The organism is Gemmatimonadota bacterium, assembly GCA_041390125.1.
Lineage (GTDB): Bacteria > Gemmatimonadota > Gemmatimonadetes > Longimicrobiales > Gaopeijiaceae > JAGQIF01.
The window spans coordinates 1-21,698 of the sequence record JAWKQN010000014.1 but is presented as its reverse complement, the minus strand read 5'-3'; the positions used below and the strand labels follow the sequence as shown (position 1 = coordinate 21,698).

The following is a 21,698-nucleotide window of genomic DNA, read 5'->3' as shown; positions in this document are numbered from 1 at the left end:
GTCCTTCCCCTGGTGGCTACGGGGCGGAGACGAGATCTGCGACCACTGCCTTCAGCGCTACGCGTTCGAGGTGGAGATGCGCTGTGCCCGGTGCGATCAGCCGGGGTGTCCTCAGTGCGTGGTCCGGATCTCCATGACCGCGGAGATCCTCTGCCCCCGGTGCGAGGCGGAATAGATGGCGGCGCGCGCGATGTGGAAGGCCGTGCTCCGGCTGGATGACGTGCAGGTGCCGGTGAAGCTCTACGCCGGCGTCGAGGATCGTGGCGTCCATTTCCGACTGCTCCACGAGCGGGACCGCGTGCCGGTCCGGCAGGAGCTGGTCGATCCCGACACCGACGACCCGGTGCCGCGGGAGGACGTCCGCAAGGGGGTGCCGCTCCCCGATCGCGAGGCGTTCGCGGTCCTGAGCGAAGGCGACCTGGAAGCGCTGGAGCCCGAGCCATCACGCGACATCGACGTGCAGGCCTTCGTGCCGCCCGACGTGCTCGACCATCGCTGGTACGACCGTCCGTACTACCTGGGCCCCGACGGAGCGGCGGCGGACTACGCCGCCCTCGTGGAGGCACTGAGGGCGAGCGGTCGCGAGGGCGTGGCCCGGTGGGTCATGCGCAAGAAGGAGTATCGCGGTGCGCTGCGCGTCCACGAGGGCGCCCTGGTGCTGGTGAGCCTGCGCCCAGCGAGTCGGGTGGTGGCGGGCGGAGAGGTGTCCGTCCCGCAGGGCAGGGACCTCGAGCCCGCGGAGCTGGAGCTGGCGCAACGGCTCATCGCCTCGCTGGAGGGACCGTTCGAGCCCGAGCGCTGGACGGACGAGCATCGGGAGCGGCTGCTCGAGCTCATCGACGCGAAGGCGAGCGGCAAGACCATCGACATCGAGCCACACCGGCGCACGCGCGCAGAGGGTGCCTCGCTGCGCGAAGCCTTGGAAGCGAGCCTGGCCAGTGCCTGATGCAGGCGGTGATGTCGCGGCCCCGCGCCCCTTCTGGTCGGGGTCGATCGCCTTCGGGCTGGTCAACGTGCCCGTTCAGCTCTATTCCGCCGTGCGTGGGCGGACGACGTCGCTGCGCATGCTGTCGCCCGACGGACGCCCCCTCCGCCGGCGCTACGTCTGTCCGGAGGAGGGCACCGAGGTGCCTCCCGACCAGATCGTGCGCGGCTTCGAGACCGACACAGGGTGGGTGGTCGTCCGCGACGACGAGCTCGAGGCGCTTCGTCCGGAGAAGTCGCGCGAGATCGACCTGCGACGGTTCGTCCCGCGTTCGGAGCTCGATCCCATGCGCTTCCAACGTGCGTACTTCCTGTTGCCCTCCGGTGACTCCACCAAAGCCTACCGCCTGCTGGCGGCCACCATGGAGCAGGCCAACCGCGCCGGCATCGCCACCTTCGTGATGCGGGGCAAGGAGTACCTGACGGCCATCCTTGCCGAGGACGGCATCCTCCGGGCGGAGACGCTGCGCTACGCCGACGAGCTGCGCACGCCCGCGGACGTGGGACTCGCCCTGGAGGCGCCGGCCCCGAAGGCGGCGTCGGCGCGCATGCGCGACGTCATCCGGCGCATGACGGCCGACACGGTGCCAGAGGATGCGTTGAGCGATCACGAAGCCGAACGCCTCACGGATCTGGCGCAAAGGAAGGCGCGTTCCGGAACGGACCTGGTGGCGGCGCCCCGCGAGGCGCTGGCCGAAGAGGGAGAGGCGCGGATCGTGGACCTCATCGCGGTGCTGAAGGCGCGCCTGGAGCACGGAGCCGGCAACGGAGTCGAGATCGACCAGCCTGACGTCCGGGACTCCTCGTCGTCCGACGGCCACGGCGGTGCACCGACCAAGGCAGAGCTCTATGCCCGGGCCCGGGAGCTCGACGTGCCGGGCCGCAGCCGCATGGACAAGGACGCCCTTGAGCGCGCGATCGCGGAGGCCGAAGCGGAATAGGCGCTTTGCCGGCCCCGTGGCCCGCGCGCTCAGCCGCCTCGTTGCTTCGGGTCCGGATCGCCACGCTGGTCGCGCGGTCGCCGCTGCACACCGTGCTTGCGTCCGGCGCCCAGGTTGCCGCGTGACGGCTCCTCCCCCTCCTGCACGTCGGGGGGGAGCGGTTTCCGATCGCCTTCTTCGTCCTGCCGGTCGGGTGTGGGTTCGTGCGCCATCCTGCTCTCCTCGCGTCGATCCGGTTCGACCGGCGCAGCACGCGCCGGCGGCAGGAACGGAGCGCAAGCCCGATGCCGGTGACCCGGCCCCGAGGGGCGTGGAGCGTTGCGGGCCGACGTGTTTCACGGACCGCCCGCCCGCACGGCGCGAGTCCGTTCGCATCGAGCGTCCCTTCACCGGCGGCGGGGGCTTCGAGGCCGGATTCGATCCCCGCAGGATAGCCGCCAGGGCGGTCGACTCAGCGAGGGGCGAGCGCGGGAGTGAGCGCGGGGATGCGCTCGAGCTCGAGTCGCACCGGCACGGCGTCGGGATCGTCCCAGCGCAGCGCATCCGTCCCCAGGCAGGCCGGCGAGAATGCAGTGGCCTCCCCGCTCGTCAGGTTGCCGAGCAGCATGAACCCGGACGCGTCGTCGCCGGGGAAGGCGTCCTCGTCGCGCCACACCGGGCAGCCCTCCCCCCGGAAGAGGTTGTCCACCACGATCGCGCCGGCTCCACCGCCCAGGTGCACACCCGCACGTGTGGTCCCGAGGACGCTGTGGCGGACCTGCGCCCGCGCGGAGTCGGACAGCGCCACCCCCACCGCGAAGCCGTCGACGAGCACACCTTCGAGCTCGACGCTGCCCGATCGCACCACCACGGCAGCGGTGTCCGAGGGGGCCGAGCCGATCAGGCGGACGTCCTCCACGCTCACCGAGCCCCCGCGCGCGAGGAGCAGCGGGCCGGGGCCCTGCAGCGTGAGGTCCGTCAGGCGACATCCGGTGCAGCCGTCCAGACGCAGCCCGCCCGTGAGCTCGGTGGCATCCGGCCCGGCCCCCACCAGCTCGATCCCCGTGCCCACCAACGGAGGTAGGGCGTCGAGCCCGTAGCGTCCGGCCTCCAGCCGGATGCGGAGCGGGCCGGTCGCGTCGGACAGCGCCTGCGCGAGGCTTGCCCCATCCTGCACCGTGCGCTCGGGGCCGGACGGTGCGGGATCAGCCGCGGCGGGCGCCTCGAAGGTGCGTGGAGGCTCCTCGCCGCACGCCGCCAGCGCCACGAGCAGGGCCAGCGGAGCCGGCAGCGCCCGCCCGCCGGCCCGACGCCCGGGCAGGCGCGCAGCAGATGAGAGCGGCGGTCTCACCCGCAGCGACTCCCGCACGTCAGGGCACGATCATGATGTGCGCGCCCGCCGTGCCGCCGAACATCAGCCAGGGCTCGCCCGGGATGCCCGGGCGCTCGGCCAGGCCCGTCGTGGCCCCGGTGGCCCAGGGCGTGTAGATGTTCCAGCGCAGCTTCGCCTCCGGAGCCGTCCCGGACGCGGGATCGAAGCGGCCTCCGCTGAGGACGTACAGCGATGCCGGCGCGGTCGGCATGGAGAGGGTCTTCGCGTCGGCCTCGCTCCAGCGGATGCGGTTGATCTCGTTCGTGTCCGTCACCCCGCTCTTCCGCAGCTCGCGTCCGCGCGCCATGTACGGCTCCAGGGATTCGTGGTAGCACGCCACGCTGAAGGCGTCGTCCCCCGGCGCGTCGGCCAGGCAGACGAGGTCTCCCGATCCCTCCCGGAGCGTGACCACCTCTCCGGAACGATCGAAGCCGAGCACCGTGGCCGATGCGCGCTTGTCTTCTGGTGCAGCGAGGACGGCGGCGGCGATCTGCTGGGCGGGCGGTGGGGCCTGGGCGGCGAGGCCGCGGGCGCCGAGCACGAGGGGTAGCGCGAAGAGCAGGGTGGTGCGCATGGGCCGGACTCCTGGGATCGGGACGGGGGCGCACGGCGCGTCCGAGCGCGCGCGCCGACGACAAGGATGGCGGCTCACCAGCCCGACCGCTCGCGCAGGGCGGTGATGTGCCGGATGTGGTGGCGACCGTGCCATTCGTAGAGCTGAAGCGCCGTGCCGATGCTCATGGGCCCCAGCTCGGGGTGTCGGAACGCGCGGGCGCGGCCGCTGGCGTCCAACCCGCGCAGGAACGCGACCCAACGCACGTGCAGTGCGTCCAGCAGGCGAAGGGACACGTCGGACCCGAGACGGGCGTCGGCCAGCCCGGCCCACTCGGCCTCTTCGTAGGTGGTGATGACGGGCGTCTCCTCCGTGGCGGCCTTCCGCATGCGCACGTATGCGTTCATGTGGCTGTCGGGCAGGTGGTGGACCACCTGCCGGACCGTCCACCCACCGGGTCGGTAGGGTGTGTCGAGGCGCGCGTCGTCCAGCCCCGCCACGGCGGCGGCCAGCGCGGCCGGTTGGGCCGCCAGCGCATCGATCAGCGCCTCCTCGTCGGCCGGGTCCAGGCTCCGGGCGGCGAAGCGGCCGACCGGGTAGCGGAGCGTGTCGGGCGAATCCGTCATGATGCGGGTGTTTCGAGGGGGATGGGCAGGTCGGATCGGCTCCCGCGTGCCCGCATGCGGCCGCCTTCGCGAGCGCGCCCGGGACGGTGGCGACCGGGTGGGGCCGGCGTCAAGGACATGCTATGTTGAAACCGGCGAGGCCCCCTTCCCGGTAGGGAGGAGGGTCGGGGGCACACCTGTGGAGCGGGGGTCCGAGCGCGTTGATCGGGATGACACCCTGGGTGACGCGGCTGCTGGTCGCGAACGTGGTCGTCTTCCTGCTGACGCAGGCATCTCCCGGTGTGCGCGTCCTCCTGGCGTTCCAGCCGCTCTATTTCATCCAGACGCCCTGGACGCTCGTCACGTACATGTTCGTCCATGCGGACGGCTGGCATCTCCTCTTCAACATGATCGGGCTGTTCTTCTTCGGGCCCCGTCTGGAGATGCGCCTCGGCGGCAAGGGCTTCCTGCTCCTGTACTTCCTCTCGGGGTTCGGCGGAGCGCTCTTCTCCTTCCTGGAGCCCCGCGCGGCCGTGATCGGCGCCTCGGGAGCCGTATACGGAGTGCTGCTGGGCTTCGCGTACTTCTGGCCGCGGGAGCTCATCTACATCTGGGGCGTCCTGCCGGTCCAGGCCTGGATGCTGACCACGCTCCTGGTGGTCGTCAGCCTCTGGAGCGGGGTGTCCGGGGGCGGCGGGGGGATCGCCCACTATGCGCACCTGGGGGGCCTGGCCACGGGCTTCCTCTACCTGTGGTTGAGCGACCTGCGCCGGAAGCAGCGCATCCGCAAGTTCAAGGCGCCGCCCACGCCGCACGGCAACCGGATCTCCATGCCGGGCGCACGGGACCGTGAAGCCCTGGTGCGGTGGCGGGGCATCGACCGGGAGCGCCTCCACGTGCTCAATCGGGACGAGGTGGAGACGCTGCTGCAGCGGGCCGAGACCGACGGTGTCGCGAGCCTCAGCCGCGAGGAGCAGGCCTTCCTGGACCGGATGGCGGGCACGCACTAGGAGCGCACCGTACCCACGGGTCATCCCGCGCGGGTCGGGAGCGCCACGGGCCCGAGCCCCGGACGGGGCCGCCCGTGGGGAGGCTCGCGCTCGGGCCGCTAGTCGGGGCGCGGCCCGACGCCGGTGGACTCCCTGCGCCAGGTGACGGTGTCGAGCCCGCTGCGGATGCCGCGCCCCACCTGCACGAACCCGAGCTTCGCCAGCACCCGTCCGGACGCGGCATGCTCCGCGTCGTGGCTGGCGGTCACGGCCTCCCACCCCAGGATCGCGAAGGCGTGCTGGACCAGGGCGGTACCCACCTCGGTGGCGTAGCCCAGGCCACAGCGGTCGTCGCGGATCGCGAAGAGGAGCTCCATCTCCGGCGGCTCGTGGAACGCACGGAAGCCTGCGCATCCGACCAGCTCGCCGGAGGGCTCCTCCACGGCCCACAGTCCTGCGCCGTGCTGCTCGAACCGCACGCGCGCGTCGTGGATCTCCCGCTCCACCCAGGCCCGCTCGACCAGGACGTCGTCCAACAGCCAGCGGCGCACGCCGGGCAGGCGGAAGAAGGCCAGCAGGATCGAGGCGTCCTCCGCGGTCACCGGCCGCAGGGTGAGGCGGCGGGTATGGAGGACGGGGTGCACGCTCACCGCGGTCGGTCGGTCTCGAACCGGCTCAGGTCGATCTCCTCCCAGACCCGGAGGCGCTCGTTGTAGGCGATGGTCCGCTCACCGCTGGGGGCCGGATGGCTGAAGAACAGGCGACCGCCGCGGGTGTGGAAGTGGCCGCCGCCGGCGTACCCCGGCAGATCGATGTCGATTGGAGGCTCCAGCTCGAAGTCGCGCAGCCGACCTCCGGAGACCGACTCGAAGGCGCGTACGCGGGGCGGATCCCCGCTCAGGTCCTGGTGCCCGATCAACAGGTCCTCGGTACCGTCCTCGTGGAGATCGATGACCTGGAGATCGGAGGGGAATCCCATCCCGTCCAGGGACAGCGCCTGGGTGCGGCCATCCGGCCAGCGCACGGTCACCTCCAGGGTCCCGTCCTCGCACCCCTCGACGTCGCGCAGCTCCGCTACGACGGCGAGCTGCGCGCCCCGGGTCTCGATCTGACGGGCGCACCCGGGCACGCTCTCCACCATGGCGTCGGTGGTGGGTGGGCGCGGCTCCGCCTCGTCGCCCCGGCCGCAGGCGGCCAGCACGCCCAGGAGCGCCGGGAGGAGCCGCCGGCGCCTCACCGGCCGCCCGTGCCCTTCGGCCACGGCTCCTTCTCCACGCGGGGCAGGGGCCGCCGCTCGATCGCCGGCCGCACGGCTTCGCGCGTCGCGAGATCGAAGCGGTCCCCTGGTGCCAGGAAGTAGAACAGCCCGCCCGAGTCCAATTGCCGCTGGGCGTCGTAGATGGCCACGTACCCCTGGCCCAGCACCTCGAAGGAATCGCCACTGACGACGATCGCCGTGTTCTCGTCGATGCCGATCCCCAGCAGCTCCGGCTTGGCCCGGATGACCTCGATGAGGTCGAACTGGCGGTTGCGCCGCAGCAGGTGCTGGTCCACGGCCACGTTGCGCAGGAAGCCGAAGCCCTCCTCGTGGTCGCCCATCATGATCTCGTTGCTCCCGGTGTCGCCACGGACCAGATAGGAGCCCTGGATGGTGGCCCCGGCGGAGGAGCCGCCGATGACCCCGCCCCGCGCCAGGAGGGCCTCCAGCTCGCGCTGGGTCCGGGTCCCCAGATACGCGTCCGCCAGCCGCCACTGCCGTCCGCCGGGGAACCACACCCCGGTGGCCTCCCGGAGCGGCGCCACGAAGGCCTCCGTATCGGCCTCGGCGCGGTCGTAGGTGTGCAGGACGGTCAGGGTCTCCGCCCCGGCCGCGCGCAGCGCGTCCAGACCGGGATAGTACGCATCGTAGTCCTCCCCGCCCCCCGCTGTGGGGATCACGACGATGGAGGACTGCGGACCCCCGGCCAGCTCGACGAAGCGGGCCCAGATGGCCGGATCCGTGAGGCCGCCTCCCACCACGACCAGGGTGCCCCGGGCCGGGCCCACCTGCTGGGCCGCCAGCGGCCCGCCGGCGAGGAGGAGGATCAGGACGGCCGCACCGGCGAGCCGGGCGGAACGCGAACGCGGATCAGGCATCCAAGGCTCCAGCGTGAGGTGCGCAACGATGCATCGGCCGGGGCGATCGGCCGGTCCGGCCGAGCCGGCCCCGGAGGCTGGGGGAGCCGCCGGGGTCGATCCCGGAGGATGGCAGCATTTCGCGTTCCAGGCCAGTTGGGCCGCCGCCGCGGCGGCCCCTTCCTCAGCGCCGGATCAGCCGGACGCGGCGGTCCCCGAGGAGGGCGCGGAGCTCGTTCAAGGTGTCGATGTCCGGCCGCACGCAGAGCGACCGGGAGCGCAGGCGCGGCGCCGGACGTCCGTTGTCCTGGCCGACCCGGAACTCCACCGGGGCCTTCCCGGGATGCCGCGCGAGCACCTCGCGCACGCGCGCGATGTCCGGCGGGCGGGAGGCCTCGAAGTCCAGCTCGATCTGGACGGCCAACCGCTCCGAGTCGGTCAGGTCGTCCAGGAGGAGCGCCGAGTCCAGGAAGACCGGGGGATCCTCCTCGTCGCGCTCGCGTCCCGACACCTTCCCCGAGATCAGCACCAGGGCGTCCTGCTGCAGCAGGGCCTTGTGTCCTTCCCAGGCGTCCTTGAAGGCCAGGATGGTGGCCGACCCGTGGAAGTCCTCCAGGGTCACCTTGCCCCACTCGGAGTTGTCGCGCCGCGAGATCTGGCGGGCCACCGACGTGACGACGCCCGCCAGGTCGACCGGCTGCCCCCCGCGTTCCTTGAGATCCGACGTGCGCGTGGAGCCGAACGCCTCCACCACGTCGCGCAGGCGCTCCAGGGGATGTCCCGAGATGAAGAACCCGAGCGTCTCCTTCTCGCGGGCCAGCCGTACGGGCTCCTGCCATTCGGGCACGCGCGGGAGAGGCGGCGCGTGCCGGGCGACCGCAGCCTCCCCGCCGAACAGCGACGCCTGGCCGGCAGCCTCCTCCGCCTGCCGGGCCTGCACCTCCGCGAAGGCCGTGTCCAGGCCGGCCAGGAGCTGCGCGCGGTGGCCGAACGCGTCCAGGGCGCCCGCGCAGATCAGCGCTTCGGTGGCGCGCTTGCCCAGGGCCCGGAGCTCCACCCGCTCCAGGAAGTCGAAGAGGCTCTTGAAGGGGCCGTCGGTGCGGGCCTTCAGGATGGAGTCCACCGCCGCCGACCCGACCCCCTTCACCGCGCCGAGCCCGAACCGGATCCGGGTCGGGTCCACCACGGTGAACTTCCAGCGGGATTGATTCACGTCCGGCGGGAGCACCTGCACGGGCTCCTCCAGGCGCTCCACGCTCTTGGGCAGCGCCCGGCACTCGCCGATGTAGGTGACGACGTCGTCGGTCTTGTCGAGCACCGACGAGAGCAGCGCCGCCATGAACTCGGCCGGATAATGCGCCTTGAGCCAGGCCGTCTGGTAGGAGATCAGGGAGTAGGCGGCGGCGTGGCTCTTGTTGAAGCCGTAGCGGCCGAAGGTCTCGATCTGCTGGGCCAGGTCCTCGGCGATCTTCTTGTTCACGCCCCGTTCGACCGCGCGCGTGACGAACGTGCCGAGCTCCTTCTCGATCAGCTCCTGGATCTTCTTGCCGACCGCCTTGCGGAGCACGTCGGCTTCGGCGAGCGAGAAGCCCGCGAGCACGTTGGCGATCCGCATCACCTGCTCCTGGTAGACGATCACGCCGTAGGTCGGCTCGAGCGTCATCTCCAGATCCGGATGCGGATAGCGCACGGGCTCCTGGCCCAGCTTGCGGCGGACGTACACGTCCGCCATGCCGGAATCCAGGGGTCCGGGGCGGATCAAGGCGTTGGTGGCGACCAGGTCCTCGAAGCGGTCGCAGCGCATCGCGCGCAGCTTGTCCGTGGCCAGCGACGATTCGAACTGGAAGACCCCCAGCGTGCCTCCCCGGGAAAGCATCCGGTAGACGGCGGGGTCGTCCAGGGGCACATCGTCCATGGAGGCGTAGACGTCGCCGGTCGTCGGGTGCGTCAGGCCGCCATGCCGCTCCGTGATCATCGCGACCGCGTCGGAGATGACCGTGAGCGTCTTCAGACCCAGGAAGTCCATCTTGAGCATCCCGGCGTCTTCGAGGCAGTTCATGTCGTACTGCGTCACGACATCGGGGGCCTCGTCCCCGCTCCCGTCCCCGTTGGCGCCGTTGGAGCGGCCTCCCCGGCTCTGGACGCAGACCGGGACGTATTCGTCCAGGGGTCCGGGCGCGATCACCACGCCGGCGGCGTGCACCGACGCATGTCGGGACAGGCCTTCCAGGGTCGTGGAGTAGTCGAACAGACGCCGGTGGCGGTCATCCGACTGGTAGAGGTCCCGCACCTCCTTCAGGTTCTTGACCGCCTCCTCCACCGTGAAGCTCTGTCCCGGGGCGTTCGGGATCAGCTTGGCGATCCGGTCGGTCTCCGACGGCTCGAATCCCAGCGTACGCCCCACGTCGCGGATCACGGCCCGGCTCTTCATGGTGCCGAACGTGATGATCTGGCCGACCGCGTCGCGGCCGTACTTCTCGCGCACGTGCTCGATGACCTCGCCGCGGCGTTCGAAGCAGAAGTCGATGTCGATGTCGGGCATCGACACGCGCTCCGGATTCAGGAAGCGCTCGAACAGCAGGTCGAAGCGGATCGGGTCCAGGTTGGTGATCCCCAGCGCATAGGCCACCAGGGAGCCGGCCGCCGATCCACGGCCCGGTCCCACCGGGATGTCCTTGCTGCGCGCCCAGGCGATGAAGTCCCAGACGATGAGGAAGTACCCGGCGTAGCCCGTCTGCGTGATGACGCCGAGCTCGTAGTCGAGGCGCTCGCGCACCGGGTCGGGGAGCGGGTCGCCATACCGGGCACGCGCCCCCTCCTCCGACAGGTGCACCAGGTAGTCGTTCGGATCGCTGTAGCGGTCCGGGAGCGGGAAGTTGGGGAGGTGGTATTTCCGCTCGAGTTCGAGGTCGACAGCGTCCGCGATCGCGAGCGTGTTCTCCAGCACGTCCGGACGGTCCGGGAAGAACGCGGCGATCTCGGGCGCCGACTTGAAGTACAGCCCGTCGTCGTAGCGCATGCGCGCCGGATCGGAGAAATCCTTCCCCAACCCGATGCAGAGGAGCACGTCGTGGGCCTCGTGGTCCTCGGGCTTGAGGAAGTGCGTGTCGTTGGTGGCCACGACGGGCAGGCCCAGCTCCTCCGCCAGCCCGAACACCCGCTCGTTGAGCTGGCGTTGCCCTTCGGAGTCGTGCGCCTGCACCTCGAGGTAGTAGCGCCCGGGGAAGGTCTCGGCGTACCAGGCCGCCGTGGCGCGGGCGGCATCGTCGTCGCCCGCCTGGAGATGCCGCGCCACCTCGCCGGCCATGCAGGCCGAGCTGACGATCAACCCGTCGGAGTAGGTGGAGAGGATCTCCCGGTCCAGGCGCGGCTTGTGATAGAAGCCCTGCGTGTACCCGAGCGAGCTGAGCTTGACGAGGTTGCGGTAGCCCTGACGGTCGCGGGCCAGCAGCACGAGGTGGTAGTAGGCCCGCTCGCCCTGTCCCGATCGGGTGCGGTCGCGGCGGTCTCCGGGCGCGACGTACGCCTCCATCCCCAGGATGGGCTTCACACCCGCCTTGCGGGCTTCCTTCTGGAAGGTCCAGGCGCCGAACATGCACCCGTGATCCGTGAGCGCGAGCGCGGGCATCTCGAAGTCACCCGCGCGCCGGACCAGATCCCGGATGCGGTTGGCGCCGTCGAGGAGGGAGTACTCGGAGTGGGTGTGGAGATGTACGAAGCTCACGGCCCCCGGCGCGGCTGCTCCTCCCGCTGGGCTACGTGCCGCAGCGGAAGGAATTCAGGATGGTCTCCAACTGGATCACGTACTCGTACTTCTCCTTCCCGGGCGCGTACAGCCAGGCGTCCAGGAGGTACATCCGGTTCTGCTCCTCGCAGATGATGGCGCGCATCAGGAGCGGTCCGCCCGCGGGCCAGCCCCCGGGGGGGTTCTCCCACGTGGCCTGGATCTGGTAGGCCTTGTTGCCGCCGATCGTGCCGGGCCCGCCCTGCACGCCCTCCAGCTTCACGACCTGCTCGTCCTCGTAGTACCGGTTCGCGATGTCCGACCGCCACTCCAGCAGCGATTCGGGCTGTACGTTGGGCGGCACCGGGGTCCACCAGGTCACCGCGACCTGCCGGATCAGCTCGGACGGGTCGGGGTTGTCGTTGCGGAAGATGAAGGTGCTGTCCTCGCGCCGCCACTGGTACACCACGGGAAGGAGCAGCTCGAACCCCGCCTCGGCGCGGAGCGTGTCCGCCAGCGCAGAGTCGCGGCCCGTCAGGAACATCCGCGCCACGACGTAGTCGCGGTATTGTCTCTCGTAGAGCTCCGCCAGCTCGGGGAGCAGCCGCTCCACCTGGGCGGCGGCATCCCCGTCGTTCAGCAGCATCACGGTCACGAGCTGGCTGCGGGCCCAGACGTCCATGACCTGGAGGATCTGGGGGGGCGCCAGGGCCTGGTTGCCGTCGCGCTCGGCCAGGGCCTCGGCGACCCAGGGATCGTTGGCCTCACCGATCACGAGCACCTGCTTGAACTGCTGCAGGTTGCCCCAGTCGGCCTCCCGGGGATCGATCTGCGTGACCGTGAACGCCTTCTCCTCGGCCACCGTGAAGACCCGCCGCTCGAGCGCGGTGCGGGTCGGCGTCTCCACCCGCTCCCACAGCTCGTTCGGGGCGCCGACGATGACGCTGTTGGCGTCTCCGTAGGCACCCCCACGGCCGCAGGCCAGGGGAAGCGTGGCGGCGAGGAGGGCTAGGGTTGTGATCCTGCGCACGTGCGGTCTCCGGCTGGGAGGCGTCTCGTTCCTGGGATACGCCGGGAGACCCCGATTCTATCCCATTCGGGGTGTGGAGGCCAAGGCGCGGGCCCGGGATCCACGGGTTCCCCTGGCGGCTCGCACGCCAGCGGAGGCGGCTCGCTCCACGACGACGCGTGGTGCGCTTGACACTCCATCCAGCGGGCGATATTAGGGCCAGACGCGCGGCGTGGCCCCGTCGCGCCGCCACAGCGGGCCGAGGTCGGACCGGCGCCAGGTCCACCTTCTACATGGAACGGCTAAGGGAGGAACCCGAGAGCGATGTTTACCCTGACGCGGTCGATCGTTGAGTCCGACGAGATCCTCAATCGGGACGACTGGGATGAGGACGAGGAAGGGTTCGAAGAAGACTTCGACGACTCGGAAGAAGGGGACGACGACTTCGACTGGGACGACGACGACGACGAGGACGACGACGAGGACGGTGAGGAGTGGGAGGAGGAGGCCGAGGAGGACGAGGAGGAGTGGGAGTAGCTCCCCCTGGGGACGCTCGACCCTGACGCCGGCCTGCGAGGGAGGCGGGATCGATCCCGCCTCCCTCTTCCGTCTCCCGCCGCCGGCCGCACCGAGGCTGCCATGATCCCCGTGCGCCGTTCGCGCCACCTTCTCCCGCTGCTGCTCCTGGCCCTGGGCTCCCCGCTGGTGGGGCAGGAGGGCCCGGCCTACCGGGTGTACGTGGCCAACGAGTCCTCCGATCTCATCAGCCGCGTGGTGTTCGAGCCCGGGCGTGGCGCCCGGGTCGAGCACGAGATCCCGGTCGGCATCATGCCGGCCGACAACGATGGCGCCCACGGCCTGAGCGTCTCCCCGGACGGGCGGTTCTGGTACGTGACCATCGCCCACGGAACGCCCTACGGGCACCTGTGGAAGTTCCATGCGGGCCCCGACACGCTGGTGGCGCGCACGCCGCTCGGGCTCTTCCCCGCCACCATGGGCGTGTCGCCCGACGGCGAGCTGGTCTTCGTGGCCAACTTCAACCTGCACGGCGAGATGGTGCCGTCGGACATCTCCGTGGTCTATGCGCCCACGATGCTGGAGGTGGCCCGCATCCCGACGTGCCTGATGCCGCACGGCAGCCGGCTGAACCAGGCCGGCGACCGGCAGTACTCGGCCTGCATGCATTCGGATCAGCTCGTCGAGATCGACCGGAGCACCATGGCGGTCAGCCGCCGCCTCTCGGTGACGCCGGGGGCGGAGGCGGCGCTGCCCGCGGCCGACCTGGGCGAACACGGCGGGTCCGGTGGCGGGCACGCCGGCCATCTGCAGCGCGAGGCCATGGCCGCCGGGGCCGTGTGCTCCCCCACGTGGGCCGAGCCCGGAGAAGGTTCGCGTGCCCGCTACGTCTACGTGGCGTGCAACAAGGGCGGCGTCGTGCTGGAGATCGACACCGAGGAGTGGGGAGTGGCGCGCCGTCTCTCCACGGGCCGCTCCCCCTACAACCTGGAGGTCACCCCCGACGGCCGCTGGCTGGTCGCGACGCTCAAGTCCGAGCAGTCGGTCTCCATCATCGATCTGCAGGACGGCACCGAGGTGGCGCGCCTGCCGACCAGCCGCCCGATCACCCACGGCGTGGTGGCCAGCCCCGACAGCCGCTACGCCTTCGTGACCAACGAGTCCATCGGCTCCGTCCCGGGCACGCTCGACGTCTTCGACCTCGAGCGGCGTGTGCGCGTGGCCACTGTGGACCTGGGCCATCAGTCCGGAGGCATCGGCTTCTGGTCCCTGACGCCCGCGGGGCAGGCACCGGGCTCCTGAGCGGAGACCCGACGGAGCGCGCGGCCGACCCGGCCCGCCTGGAAGCGCACGTGCGCGCGCTGGAGGGCGTGCGCCACCCCGAGCGCGCCCCGGCCGCCCACGCCGCGGCCGCGCGGTACGTCCAGGAGCAGCTCGCGGCGGTGGGTCTGGACGCCGAGCTGCGCCCGTTCGCGTTCCGGGGCCGCACGCACCACAACGTGGTCGCCGAGATCCCCGGCCGGGACCCGGTCCGGCCGCGCGTGCTCATCGGGGCCCACTACGACACCATCGCCAGCAGCCCGGGCGCGGATGACAATGCGTCCGGCGTGGCCGGTCTGCTCGAGAGTGCCCGAGCGCTCGCGGGACGATCCCTGCACGCCACGGTGGAGCTGGTGGCGTTCGACCTGGAGGAGCAGCAGACCACGACCTACCGGGTGGGCAGCCGGCGGCACGCGCGCGCCGCGCGGGCCGCGGGCGTGCGGTATGCCGGGGCGCTCGTCTACGAGATGATCGGCTACGCGGACGCCCGCCCGGACACGCAGAAGGTGCCGGCCCTCATCGCGTGGAAGCGCATCCCCCGCACCGGCGACTTCCTGGCGGTGACGGGCGACGGGCAGTCGCGGCGGCTGCTGCGCACGTTCGTGGAGTCGGCACGTGCGCGGGTGCCTGACCTTCCCGTGGTGCCGCTGGTGACGCCGTTCCGGGGCTGGCTGGTCTGGCAGACGCGTCTGTCGGACAACGCCAGCTTCTGGTCGGAGGGCCAGCCGGCCCTGATGATCACGGACACGGCGTTCCTGCGGAATCCGCACTACCACCGCGCGAGCGACCGCGCCGAGACGCTCGACTACGCCTTCATGGCGCGGGTCGTGGACGCCACGGTGGCCACGGCGTTGCGGCTGGCGGACGCGGAGTAGCGCGCCCGCCGGAACGGCGGTGCGCGGGTCGGTCGGGGTCTGGGTTCGGCGCCCCCCGGAACGGCGCCCCCCCGGAGACGGCGGGGCCTCGGCGACCGCTCAGCCCAACGCGCGGGGCGCGGGTGGTGCGTTCGGGTGTCCCGGCGGATCGAAGTGGATGTCGAGCTGCGGGAAGGCCACCACGATGCCGGCCTCCTTGAGGTGCCGCCAGATCGAGTGGTTGAGCTCCGAGCGCGTGCGGCGGGTCAGCCAGGGATCGCGCACCCAGATGGACACGTCGAAGTTGAGCGCGGAATCCCCGAACTCGGTGAACAGGACCACCGGCGTGCGCTTGGTGTCCTGGTTCGGGATGGTGGTGGCGGCGTCCATCAGGACCTTGAACACCTGATCCACGTCGGACGAATAGGAGACCCCCACCTGCGTGCGCAGGCGGTACAGCGGGTCGCGCAGCGTGTAGTTCTTCACGCTGGACTGCACGAGCTGCGCGTTGGGGATGATGATCTCCTCTTCGTCCAGCGTGCGCACGATGGTGGAACGGATGCGCATGTCCACGACGCGCACGATCTGCCCGTCCACGTTCAGGACGTCCAGGGGTGTGATGCTGCGCTCCACCAGGAGGATGATCCCGGCCACGAAGTTCTGCAGGATGTTCTGGAGCGCGAACCCGATGGCGACGGCCGCGATGGCACCGGCCGCGAACAGCGTGGAGAGGTCGATGCCGATCTGGTCCAGCGCGAGGAAGATGACCAGCACCAGGATGGTGTAGCGCACGAGGCGCTGCGCGGTGCCGATCAGTCCTTCGTCGTAGACCCGACGGGCACGGAAGATGCCGCGCACCACGCGGCGGCTGGCCTGGGAGAGGAAGAACCCCGCCAGCATCACCAGCAGGGCGGCCAGGATGTTGGAGACGGTCACGTCCTGGTTGCCCATCGTGAACAGATGGGTGTCCAGCAGGCCGCGCACGGTCACGGCGGCCTCCTGCGCCAACCCGTCCAGGGCCGCCGAGTCCTCCTGCGGCGCCTGCATCACAACCAGCGCTTGTGCCGGAAGAAGGCCAGCATGCCCAGCACCACGGCGACCATCAGCCCCAGCAGGGCCGGATACCCCCAGGACAGATGCAACTCCGGCATGTGGTCGAAGTTCATGCCGTACAGACCGGCCAGGAAGGACAGCGGGATGAAGATGCTGGTGACCAGCGTGAGCACCTTCATGACCTCGTTCATGCGGTTGCTCTGCAGCGACAGGAACAGGTCCATGGAGCCCGTGAGCACGTCCCGCAGCGTCTCCACGGAGTCGATCACCTGCACCGTGTGGTCGTAGACGTCGCGCAGGAAGGTGCGGGTCTCCGCGGCGATGAGCGTGAACTCGTCGCGGTAGAGCACGCTGAGGGCTTCACGCAGCGGCCACACCGCGCGTCGCATCAGCAGGGCTTCGCGCTTCAGGTGATGGATGCGCGCTCCCAGGTCGGAGCCGGGCTGCCCCAGCAGCGCCTCCTCCAGCTGGTCGGCCGCGTCCGAGATGGCCTCGACCACCTGGAAGTAGTGGTCCACCACGGCGTCCATCAGCGCATACGCGAGGTAGTCGGGCCCACGTCCGCGGATGAGCCCGCGTCCGTGCCTCAGGCGCTCGCGTACGGGATCGAATACGTCCCCGGGCGCCTCCTGGAAGGAGAGCACGTAGTCCTTGCCCAGGATGAAGCTCACCTGCTCGTCGTCCACGGCCAGCGTCACGGGGTCCAGGCGCAGCATGCGCAGCACGATGAACAGGTGACCGTCGTAGGCTTCCACCTTCGCGCGCTGGTGCGTGTGCACGATGTCCTCGAGCACCAGGCGGTGGATCCCGAAGCGCTCGCCCAGCGACGCGATGAGCTCCGTGTCGTGCACCCCGTCGATGTCGATCCAGGTGACGCCGGGACGGGCGATCAGGTCGGCGCAGGCCTTCGCGTCCGTCAGGGTGTGCTCGTCGAGCCGACCGGTCTCGAAGTCCATCGCCCGCAGGGCGACCGGGCCTTCCCGCACCTTCCCGATGTGGACCAGCGTCCCGGGCGCGGCTCCCGGCTTCTTGGAGCCACTCCCGGCCGCTCGCCGCACCAGCCGCCGTGCGCGCTGGATCGCGCCCTTCTTCCGCTTCGAGCCTGCCATCGCCCCAGAGTCGTAGGAACGCCGCGGCATCGCCAGGGGCATCTTGACGTCGGCACGCGCTCGGCCTATCCGTTGAGCATGACTCGGCACGGCACCTCCGCATGGCACGCCCGACGCCACCAGGCCTGGTGGTGGCGGGGACCCGTGCGCGCGGAGGAGGATCTCATCGGCCGTTAGGTCGGGGACCCGCTGGGTCTGAGACGCCCGCCTCCGCGAGGGAGGCGGGCGTTTTCTTTTTCCGGTACGCCGGACGGAGGCACATGCGACAGTACTTCGACATCACCGCGGATCTGGACACCCCGGTCTCCGCCTACCTGAAGCTGCGCCCGCTGGGGCCCCGCTTCCTGCTGGAAAGCGTCGAGGGCGGGGAGCGGATCGCGCGCTTCTCGTTCATCGGCTTCGGCGGTGGGCTCGAGGTCGCGCTGGATGCCGATGGGCTCGTCGTGGGTGGGGAGCGGCGGCCTCTGCCCGGGTCGCGGGCGGGGCTGCTGTCGGAGATCCGCGCTGCCGTCGAGCGGGCCCCGCGGCCCGCGCCCGCGCCCGCCGGCGTGCCCTTCACCGGGGGCCTGGTGGGGGCGCTCGGCTTCGGACTGCATCGCTGGTTCGAGGAGGTGGTCCATCGCGGCCCACCGCCGGAGCCGCCGCTGGGACGCTTCTTCGCACCCCGCTCCATCCTGGTGTTCGATCACATGACCCGGCGCGCGGCGCTGCTGCACGACGGATCCGAGGAGGAGCGACAGCGGTTGCGCGCCGACGTGGTCGGCGCGCTGCGCGGCGCCCTCCCCGACGCCGGTCCCCCCGGCCGCCACGGACCGCCGACGCCCACCTTGTCCCCGGCGGCCTTCACGGACGCGGTGCTGGAGGCGAAGCAGCACATCGAAGCGGGCGACATCTACCAGATCGTCCTCTCCATCGGTTTCAGCGGCGAGACCGACCTGAGTCCCTTCGAGGTCTATCGGGCGCTGCGCCTGCTCAATCCCTCTCCCTACCTCTACTTCCTCGACTTCGGCGACCTGCAGATCGTGGGCTCCTCTCCCGAGGCGCTGGTCACGCTCTCGGGGCGGGAGGCCTCGCTCCGGCCCATCGCGGGCACGCGGCCGCGCGCGGCAACCGATGCGGAGGATGAGGAGCGCATCCGCGATCTGCTCGCGGATCCCAAGGAGAACGCCGAGCACGTCATGCTCGTGGACCTGGCCCGCAACGACCTGGGACGGGTGGCGGTGCCGGGCAGCATCCGGGTGGAGCCCTTCCGCACCATCGAGCGCTACAGCCACGTCATCCACATGGTGAGCGGCGTGAAGGGCGTGCTGGCACCCGGCACGGACGCGCTGGACGTCTTCGCGGCCGCGTTTCCCGCCGGCACGGTGGTGGGCGCGCCCAAGATCCGCGCCGGCGAGATCATCCGGAGGCTCGAGCCCACGCCCCGCGGCTTCTACGCGGGCTCGGTGGGCTACTTCGGGGTGGGGGGCACGGTGGATCAGGCCATCGCCATCCGCACGCTGGTCTTCGAGAACGGACGCTACACCTACCAGGCCGGCGCCGGCATCGTAGCCGACAGCGATCCGGACCGTGAACACCAGGAAGTCCTGGCCAAGAGCGAAGCGCTCCGCTCCGCCCTGGCGTGGGCCGAGGAGGGACTGTGAAGGCCCCCGCCCGTGTGCTGCTCGTCGACAACTACGACTCGTTCACCTACAACCTGGTCCAGGCGTTCCAGCTGCTCGGTGCCGACGTACGCGTGCTGCGCAACGACGAGGTCGGCCCCGCCGCCCTCGCAGAGACCGACGCCACGCACCTGGTCATCTCGCCCGGGCCCGGTCACCCGTCGGACGCGGGGGCGTCCGTGGAGATGATCCGGGCGGCATCGGGCCGGGTGCCGGTCCTCGGGGTCTGTCTCGGGCATCAGGCCATCGCGGTGGCGCACGGCCTGGAGGTGGGACGCGCCCAACGACTGATGCACGGGAAGACGTCGCGGGTCTACCACGACCACCGCACCCTGTTCGAGGGGTTGCCCAACCCGTTCGAGGCGGGACGCTACCACTCGCTGGCCGTGTCCGAGCCCCCGACCGCGAGCGGTCTCGTGATCTCCGCCTACACCTCCGACGGAGAGGTGATGGGGATCCGCCACGCGGAGCTGCCCATCGAGGGCGTGCAGTTCCATCCCGAGAGCGTGCTCACGCCCGACGGCGAGCGGCTCCTCAAGAACTTCCTGGACCAGGCGGACGGATGAGCGACGTGCTCGAGCGGTTGCTCCGGGGCGAAGACCTGCCGCAACCGGACGCGGAGGCGCTGCTGGACGTGCTCACGGATCCGCGGACGGACGCCATCTGGTCCGGGGCGGTGCTGGCGGCCTTGCGCGCGAAGGGCGAGACGGCCGACGAGGTGCGTGGCTTCGCCGTCGCCATGCGGAAGCGCGCTCGTCACGTCGCGCTTCCGGCCGGAAGCGGGGCCGTGGATCTCGTCGGGACGGGCGGTGACGGCTCCGGCAGCTACAACCTCTCCACGGGCGCGGCTCTGCTGGCGGCCGCGGCCGGCGTGCCGGTGGTCAAGCACGGCAACCGGTCCGTCTCCAGCGCGTCGGGCGCGGCGGACGTGCTGGGGGCGCTGGGATACGCGCGGCCCCAGGGCCCCGACGCCGTGCCCGCGGCGTTGGCGCGCTCCGGCTTCGTCTTCCTGTTCGCGCCGGACTTCCATCCGGCGGTGCGCACCGTGGCTCCGGTCCGTCAGGCCCTGGGCGTGCGCACGATCTTCAACGTGCTCGGTCCCCTCTCCAATCCGGCGGAGCCCCCCTTCGCCGTGATCGGTGCGTTCTCCGCGCCCGTGGCGCGGCTCATGGCGGACGCCCTGGCGGGACTCGACCTCGAACGTGCCTTCGTCGTGCACGGCGAGCCGGGCTGGGACGAGGCCACACCCGTGGGCCCGTTCCTGCTCCTCGACGTGCAGGGGGGACGCGTCCGTGAGGAGACCCGTGATCCGGCCGACGTCGGCGTGGCGCGCTGCACGCCGGGCGATCTGCGGGGCGGCGATCCCACCTACAACGCCAACGCGCTGAAGAGCGTGTTCGACGGCGAGCGCGGCGCGCACGCGGATGCGCTCGCGCTCTCCGCCGGTCTGGCGCTGGAGGTCAGCGGGCGCGCGCAGGACTTCGCCGACGGCGTGGCCCGCGCGCGGGAGACGCTGCAATCGGGTGCGGCGGCCACGTTCCTGGACCGACTGACGGCCGCATGAGCGACTTCCTCGGTCGGATGGCGGCGTCCAGCCGCGCACGGATGGAAGAGGCTCGCCGTCTGCGCCCGGACGCCGAGCTGCGTGCCGCCGCGGAGGCCACGCCCTCGCCGACGCCGTTGATGCTCCACGCCCGCTTCGACGTCATCGCCGAGATCAAGCCGCGCTCCCCGGCCGAAGGGGCGCTGGAGCGCACGGTCGGCCCGCCGCTGGAGCGCGCCCGCCAGTACGCCGCGGGAGGCGCCGCGGCCCTGTCCGTGCTCACCGAGCCCGAGGCCTTCGATGGCACGCTCGAGGATCTCTCGGCCGTGGGGGAGGCCGTGGCCACCCCGGTGCTGCGCAAGGACTTCCTGGTGGATGCCTATCAGGTGTGGGAGGCGAAGGTCGCTGGCGCGGCCGGCGTCCTGTTGATTGCGCGTATGCTGCCAGGGAGTGCGCTGTCCGAGATCGCCGCGGCGGCCCGCGCGCTCGGCATGTTCGTGCTCGCGGAAGCGTTCGACGCGCCCGACCTCGAGCGCATCGGCCGCGAGCTGGACCCGGTGGGGTCCAACGACGGCTCCACGCCGCCCGTCCTGGTGGGGGTCAACACGCGGGATCTGACCACGCTGCGCGTGGACCCGCTCCGGTTGGAGCGGGTACGCCCGGCCCTTCCGGACGGCTGCGTCGCGGTGGCCGAGTCCGGGATCACCAACACGGACGACGTGCGCCGGGCGGTGGCGTTGGGCTACCGGATGGCGCTGGTGGGGACGGCCTTGATGCGTGCGCCGGACGCCCAGCGAGCGGTGGCCGGGCTGATCGCCGCCGGGCGGGAAGGGGGAGGGGCGTGAGGATCCGGGTGAAGATCTGCGGGCTGCGCAGCGTCGAGGCCATCGACGCCGCCGTGGACGCCGGCGCGGACGCGTTGGGATTCGTGTTCGCGATCTCGCCGCGGCGGGTCGAGCCCGACGAGGCCCTCCGCCTGCTGGGCGCGGTGCCGGCCTTCGTCACGACGGTCGGCGTGTTCCGCTATCCGACGCGCGAGGAGATCGAGGCGGTGACGGCGCGGGTCCCGCTCGACCGCGTGCAGGCCGAGCCCGGCCGCGACGTCCTGGCGGTGGTTCCGCTCGAGCGGCTCGTGCCGGTCTTCCACGACGCCGACGACCTGGTGACGCGCGCGGTGCGCTACCGCGAGGAGTACGGCGCCGCGCGGCCGTTGCTGCTCGAAGGGCCGGGCCGGGGCGGCCAGGGCATCCGCCCCAACTGGACGCGCGCCACCGCGCTGGCCCGCCAGGGCCGTCTGGTGCTGGCGGGCGGCCTGGATCCGGACACGGTGGGAGAGGCCATCGATCGCGTGCGCCCGTGGGGGGTGGACGT

General features: G+C 71.4%; 22 protein-coding genes. 11 read left to right on the top strand and 11 right to left on the bottom strand.

Annotated features, from left to right (window positions below):
- The first annotated feature begins 175 nt into the window (after positions 1-175).
- Both R3E98_15720 and R3E98_15715 read left to right on the top strand, forming a co-directional pair.
- Positions 176-946 carry a Ku protein gene (locus R3E98_15720; GenBank protein ID MEZ4424859.1) on the top strand — a complete coding sequence of 257 codons (771 nt, stop codon included), beginning with the start codon at positions 176-178 and terminating at the stop codon, positions 944-946.
- Positions 939-1,925 (top strand): Ku protein, encoded by a 987-nt coding sequence (locus R3E98_15715; GenBank protein ID MEZ4424858.1) that lies wholly within the window; start codon positions 939-941, stop codon positions 1,923-1,925. The genes R3E98_15720 and R3E98_15715 overlap by 8 nt, the downstream gene beginning before the upstream one ends.
- A 29-nt stretch (positions 1,926-1,954) precedes the next feature.
- Here R3E98_15715 and R3E98_15710 read toward each other — a convergent pair whose 3' ends face one another.
- From R3E98_15710 to R3E98_15695, 4 genes are all read right to left on the bottom strand, one after another.
- Complete coding sequence (locus R3E98_15710; protein MEZ4424857.1) at positions 1,955-2,137, bottom strand: hypothetical protein; 183 nt, start codon at positions 2,135-2,137, stop codon at positions 1,955-1,957.
- 239 nt (positions 2,138-2,376) lie between these two features.
- Positions 2,377-3,255: a hypothetical protein gene (locus R3E98_15705; GenBank protein ID MEZ4424856.1), complete on the bottom strand. Its 879-nt coding sequence runs from the start codon at positions 3,253-3,255 to the stop codon at positions 2,377-2,379.
- 19 nt (positions 3,256-3,274) lie between these two features.
- Positions 3,275-3,850, bottom strand: coding sequence for a hypothetical protein (locus R3E98_15700; protein ID MEZ4424855.1), 576 nt, complete (start codon positions 3,848-3,850; stop codon positions 3,275-3,277).
- 74 nt (positions 3,851-3,924) lie between these two features.
- Positions 3,925-4,455 carry a putative metal-dependent hydrolase gene (locus tag R3E98_15695; protein MEZ4424854.1) on the bottom strand — a complete coding sequence of 177 codons (531 nt, stop codon included), beginning with the start codon at positions 4,453-4,455 and terminating at the stop codon, positions 3,925-3,927.
- A 209-nt stretch (positions 4,456-4,664) separates the two neighbouring features.
- Here R3E98_15695 and R3E98_15690 point away from each other — a divergent pair, with 209 nt between their 5' ends.
- Positions 4,665-5,444 carry a rhomboid family intramembrane serine protease gene (locus R3E98_15690; protein MEZ4424853.1) on the top strand — a complete coding sequence of 260 codons (780 nt, stop codon included), beginning with the start codon at positions 4,665-4,667 and terminating at the stop codon, positions 5,442-5,444.
- 98 nt (positions 5,445-5,542) lie between these two features.
- Here the strand turns inward: R3E98_15690 and R3E98_15685 are convergent, their stop codons facing one another.
- The 5 genes from R3E98_15685 to R3E98_15665 all read right to left on the bottom strand — a co-directional run bounded on the left by R3E98_15685 (position 5,543) and on the right by R3E98_15665 (position 12,292).
- Entirely contained in the window at positions 5,543-6,073 is a 531-nt protein-coding gene (locus R3E98_15685; protein ID MEZ4424852.1) for a GNAT family N-acetyltransferase, read from the bottom strand.
- A complete protein-coding gene (locus tag R3E98_15680; GenBank protein ID MEZ4424851.1) occupies positions 6,070-6,684 on the bottom strand; it encodes a hypothetical protein in 615 nt (204 codons plus the stop codon). Before R3E98_15680 ends, R3E98_15685 begins: the two co-directional genes overlap by 4 nt.
- Positions 6,657-7,559, bottom strand: a complete 903-nt coding sequence (locus R3E98_15675; GenBank protein ID MEZ4424850.1) for a cyanophycinase — start codon at positions 7,557-7,559, stop codon at positions 6,657-6,659. The genes R3E98_15680 and R3E98_15675 overlap by 28 nt, the downstream gene beginning before the upstream one ends.
- Positions 7,560-7,722: 163 nt before the next feature.
- Entirely contained in the window at positions 7,723-11,262 is a 3,540-nt protein-coding gene (gene dnaE / locus R3E98_15670; GenBank protein ID MEZ4424849.1) for a DNA polymerase III subunit alpha, read from the bottom strand.
- 31 nt (positions 11,263-11,293) lie between these two features.
- The gene (locus R3E98_15665; protein MEZ4424848.1) at positions 11,294-12,292 is read right to left on the bottom strand and encodes a DUF4837 family protein; all 999 of its coding nucleotides are present in this window, start codon (positions 12,290-12,292) and stop codon (positions 11,294-11,296) included.
- Between the two features lie 303 nt (positions 12,293-12,595).
- On the opposite strand from R3E98_15665, the gene R3E98_15660 reads away from it, so the two are divergent.
- The 3 genes from R3E98_15660 (at position 12,596) to R3E98_15650 (ending at position 14,982) form a co-directional block, all read left to right on the top strand.
- Positions 12,596-12,808, top strand: a complete 213-nt coding sequence (locus R3E98_15660; protein ID MEZ4424847.1) for a hypothetical protein — start codon at positions 12,596-12,598, stop codon at positions 12,806-12,808.
- Positions 12,809-12,910: 102 nt separating this feature from the next.
- Entirely contained in the window at positions 12,911-14,089 is a 1,179-nt protein-coding gene (locus R3E98_15655; protein ID MEZ4424846.1) for a YncE family protein, read from the top strand.
- A 50-nt stretch (positions 14,090-14,139) separates the two neighbouring features.
- Positions 14,140-14,982, top strand: coding sequence for a M28 family peptidase (locus R3E98_15650; protein ID MEZ4424845.1), 843 nt, complete (start codon positions 14,140-14,142; stop codon positions 14,980-14,982).
- 99 nt (positions 14,983-15,081) lie between these two features.
- On the opposite strand, the gene R3E98_15645 is transcribed toward R3E98_15650, so the two are convergent.
- Together R3E98_15645 and corA are read right to left on the bottom strand one after the other, a co-directional pair.
- Positions 15,082-16,008: a mechanosensitive ion channel gene (locus R3E98_15645; protein ID MEZ4424844.1), complete on the bottom strand. Its 927-nt coding sequence runs from the start codon at positions 16,006-16,008 to the stop codon at positions 15,082-15,084.
- Positions 16,008-17,123: a magnesium/cobalt transporter CorA gene (gene corA, locus R3E98_15640; GenBank protein ID MEZ4424843.1), complete on the bottom strand. Its 1,116-nt coding sequence runs from the start codon at positions 17,121-17,123 to the stop codon at positions 16,008-16,010. The genes R3E98_15645 and corA overlap by 1 nt, the downstream gene beginning before the upstream one ends.
- A 260-nt stretch (positions 17,124-17,383) precedes the next feature.
- Here corA and R3E98_15635 point away from each other — a divergent pair, with 260 nt between their 5' ends.
- The 5 genes from R3E98_15635 to R3E98_15615 form a co-directional block, all read left to right on the top strand.
- Entirely contained in the window at positions 17,384-18,766 is a 1,383-nt protein-coding gene (locus R3E98_15635; GenBank protein MEZ4424842.1) for an anthranilate synthase component I family protein, read from the top strand.
- Entirely contained in the window at positions 18,763-19,350 is a 588-nt protein-coding gene (locus R3E98_15630; protein MEZ4424841.1) for an aminodeoxychorismate/anthranilate synthase component II, read from the top strand. Before R3E98_15635 ends, R3E98_15630 begins: the two co-directional genes overlap by 4 nt.
- Positions 19,347-20,348, top strand: a complete 1,002-nt coding sequence (gene trpD, locus R3E98_15625; GenBank protein MEZ4424840.1) for an anthranilate phosphoribosyltransferase — start codon at positions 19,347-19,349, stop codon at positions 20,346-20,348. The genes R3E98_15630 and trpD overlap by 4 nt, the downstream gene beginning before the upstream one ends.
- Complete coding sequence (locus tag R3E98_15620; GenBank protein MEZ4424839.1) at positions 20,345-21,172, top strand: indole-3-glycerol phosphate synthase TrpC; 828 nt, start codon at positions 20,345-20,347, stop codon at positions 21,170-21,172. Before trpD ends, R3E98_15620 begins: the two co-directional genes overlap by 4 nt.
- The coding region (locus R3E98_15615) for an N-(5'-phosphoribosyl)anthranilate isomerase (protein ID MEZ4424838.1) at positions 21,169-21,698 on the top strand (530 nt) is incomplete at its 3' end. The genes R3E98_15620 and R3E98_15615, both read left to right, overlap by 4 nt.

Excerpts from the sequence above, each read along its gene's own strand:
- R3E98_15645 (MEZ4424844.1), bottom strand. The coding sequence starts at position 16,008 with ATGCAGGCGCCGCAGGAGGACTCGGCGGCCCTGGACGGGTTGGCGCAG.
- trpD (MEZ4424840.1), top strand. The coding sequence starts at position 19,347 with ATGAGCGACGTGCTCGAGCGGTTGCTCCGGGGCGAAGACCTGCCGCAA.
- R3E98_15720 (MEZ4424859.1), top strand. The coding sequence starts at position 176 with ATGGCGGCGCGCGCGATGTGGAAGGCCGTGCTCCGGCTGGATGACGTG.
- R3E98_15695 (MEZ4424854.1), bottom strand. The coding sequence starts at position 4,455 with ATGACGGATTCGCCCGACACGCTCCGCTACCCGGTCGGCCGCTTCGCC.
- R3E98_15700 (MEZ4424855.1), bottom strand. The coding sequence starts at position 3,850 with ATGCGCACCACCCTGCTCTTCGCGCTACCCCTCGTGCTCGGCGCCCGC.
- R3E98_15710 (MEZ4424857.1), bottom strand. The coding sequence starts at position 2,137 with ATGGCGCACGAACCCACACCCGACCGGCAGGACGAAGAAGGCGATCGG.
- R3E98_15675 (MEZ4424850.1), bottom strand. The coding sequence starts at position 7,559 with ATGCCTGATCCGCGTTCGCGTTCCGCCCGGCTCGCCGGTGCGGCCGTC.
- R3E98_15690 (MEZ4424853.1), top strand. The coding sequence starts at position 4,665 with ATGACACCCTGGGTGACGCGGCTGCTGGTCGCGAACGTGGTCGTCTTC.
- R3E98_15635 (MEZ4424842.1), top strand. The coding sequence starts at position 17,384 with ATGCGACAGTACTTCGACATCACCGCGGATCTGGACACCCCGGTCTCC.
- R3E98_15620 (MEZ4424839.1), top strand. The coding sequence starts at position 20,345 with ATGAGCGACTTCCTCGGTCGGATGGCGGCGTCCAGCCGCGCACGGATG.
- R3E98_15655 (MEZ4424846.1), top strand. The coding sequence starts at position 12,911 with ATGATCCCCGTGCGCCGTTCGCGCCACCTTCTCCCGCTGCTGCTCCTG.
- corA (MEZ4424843.1), bottom strand. The coding sequence starts at position 17,123 with ATGGCAGGCTCGAAGCGGAAGAAGGGCGCGATCCAGCGCGCACGGCGG.
- R3E98_15660 (MEZ4424847.1), top strand. The coding sequence starts at position 12,596 with ATGTTTACCCTGACGCGGTCGATCGTTGAGTCCGACGAGATCCTCAAT.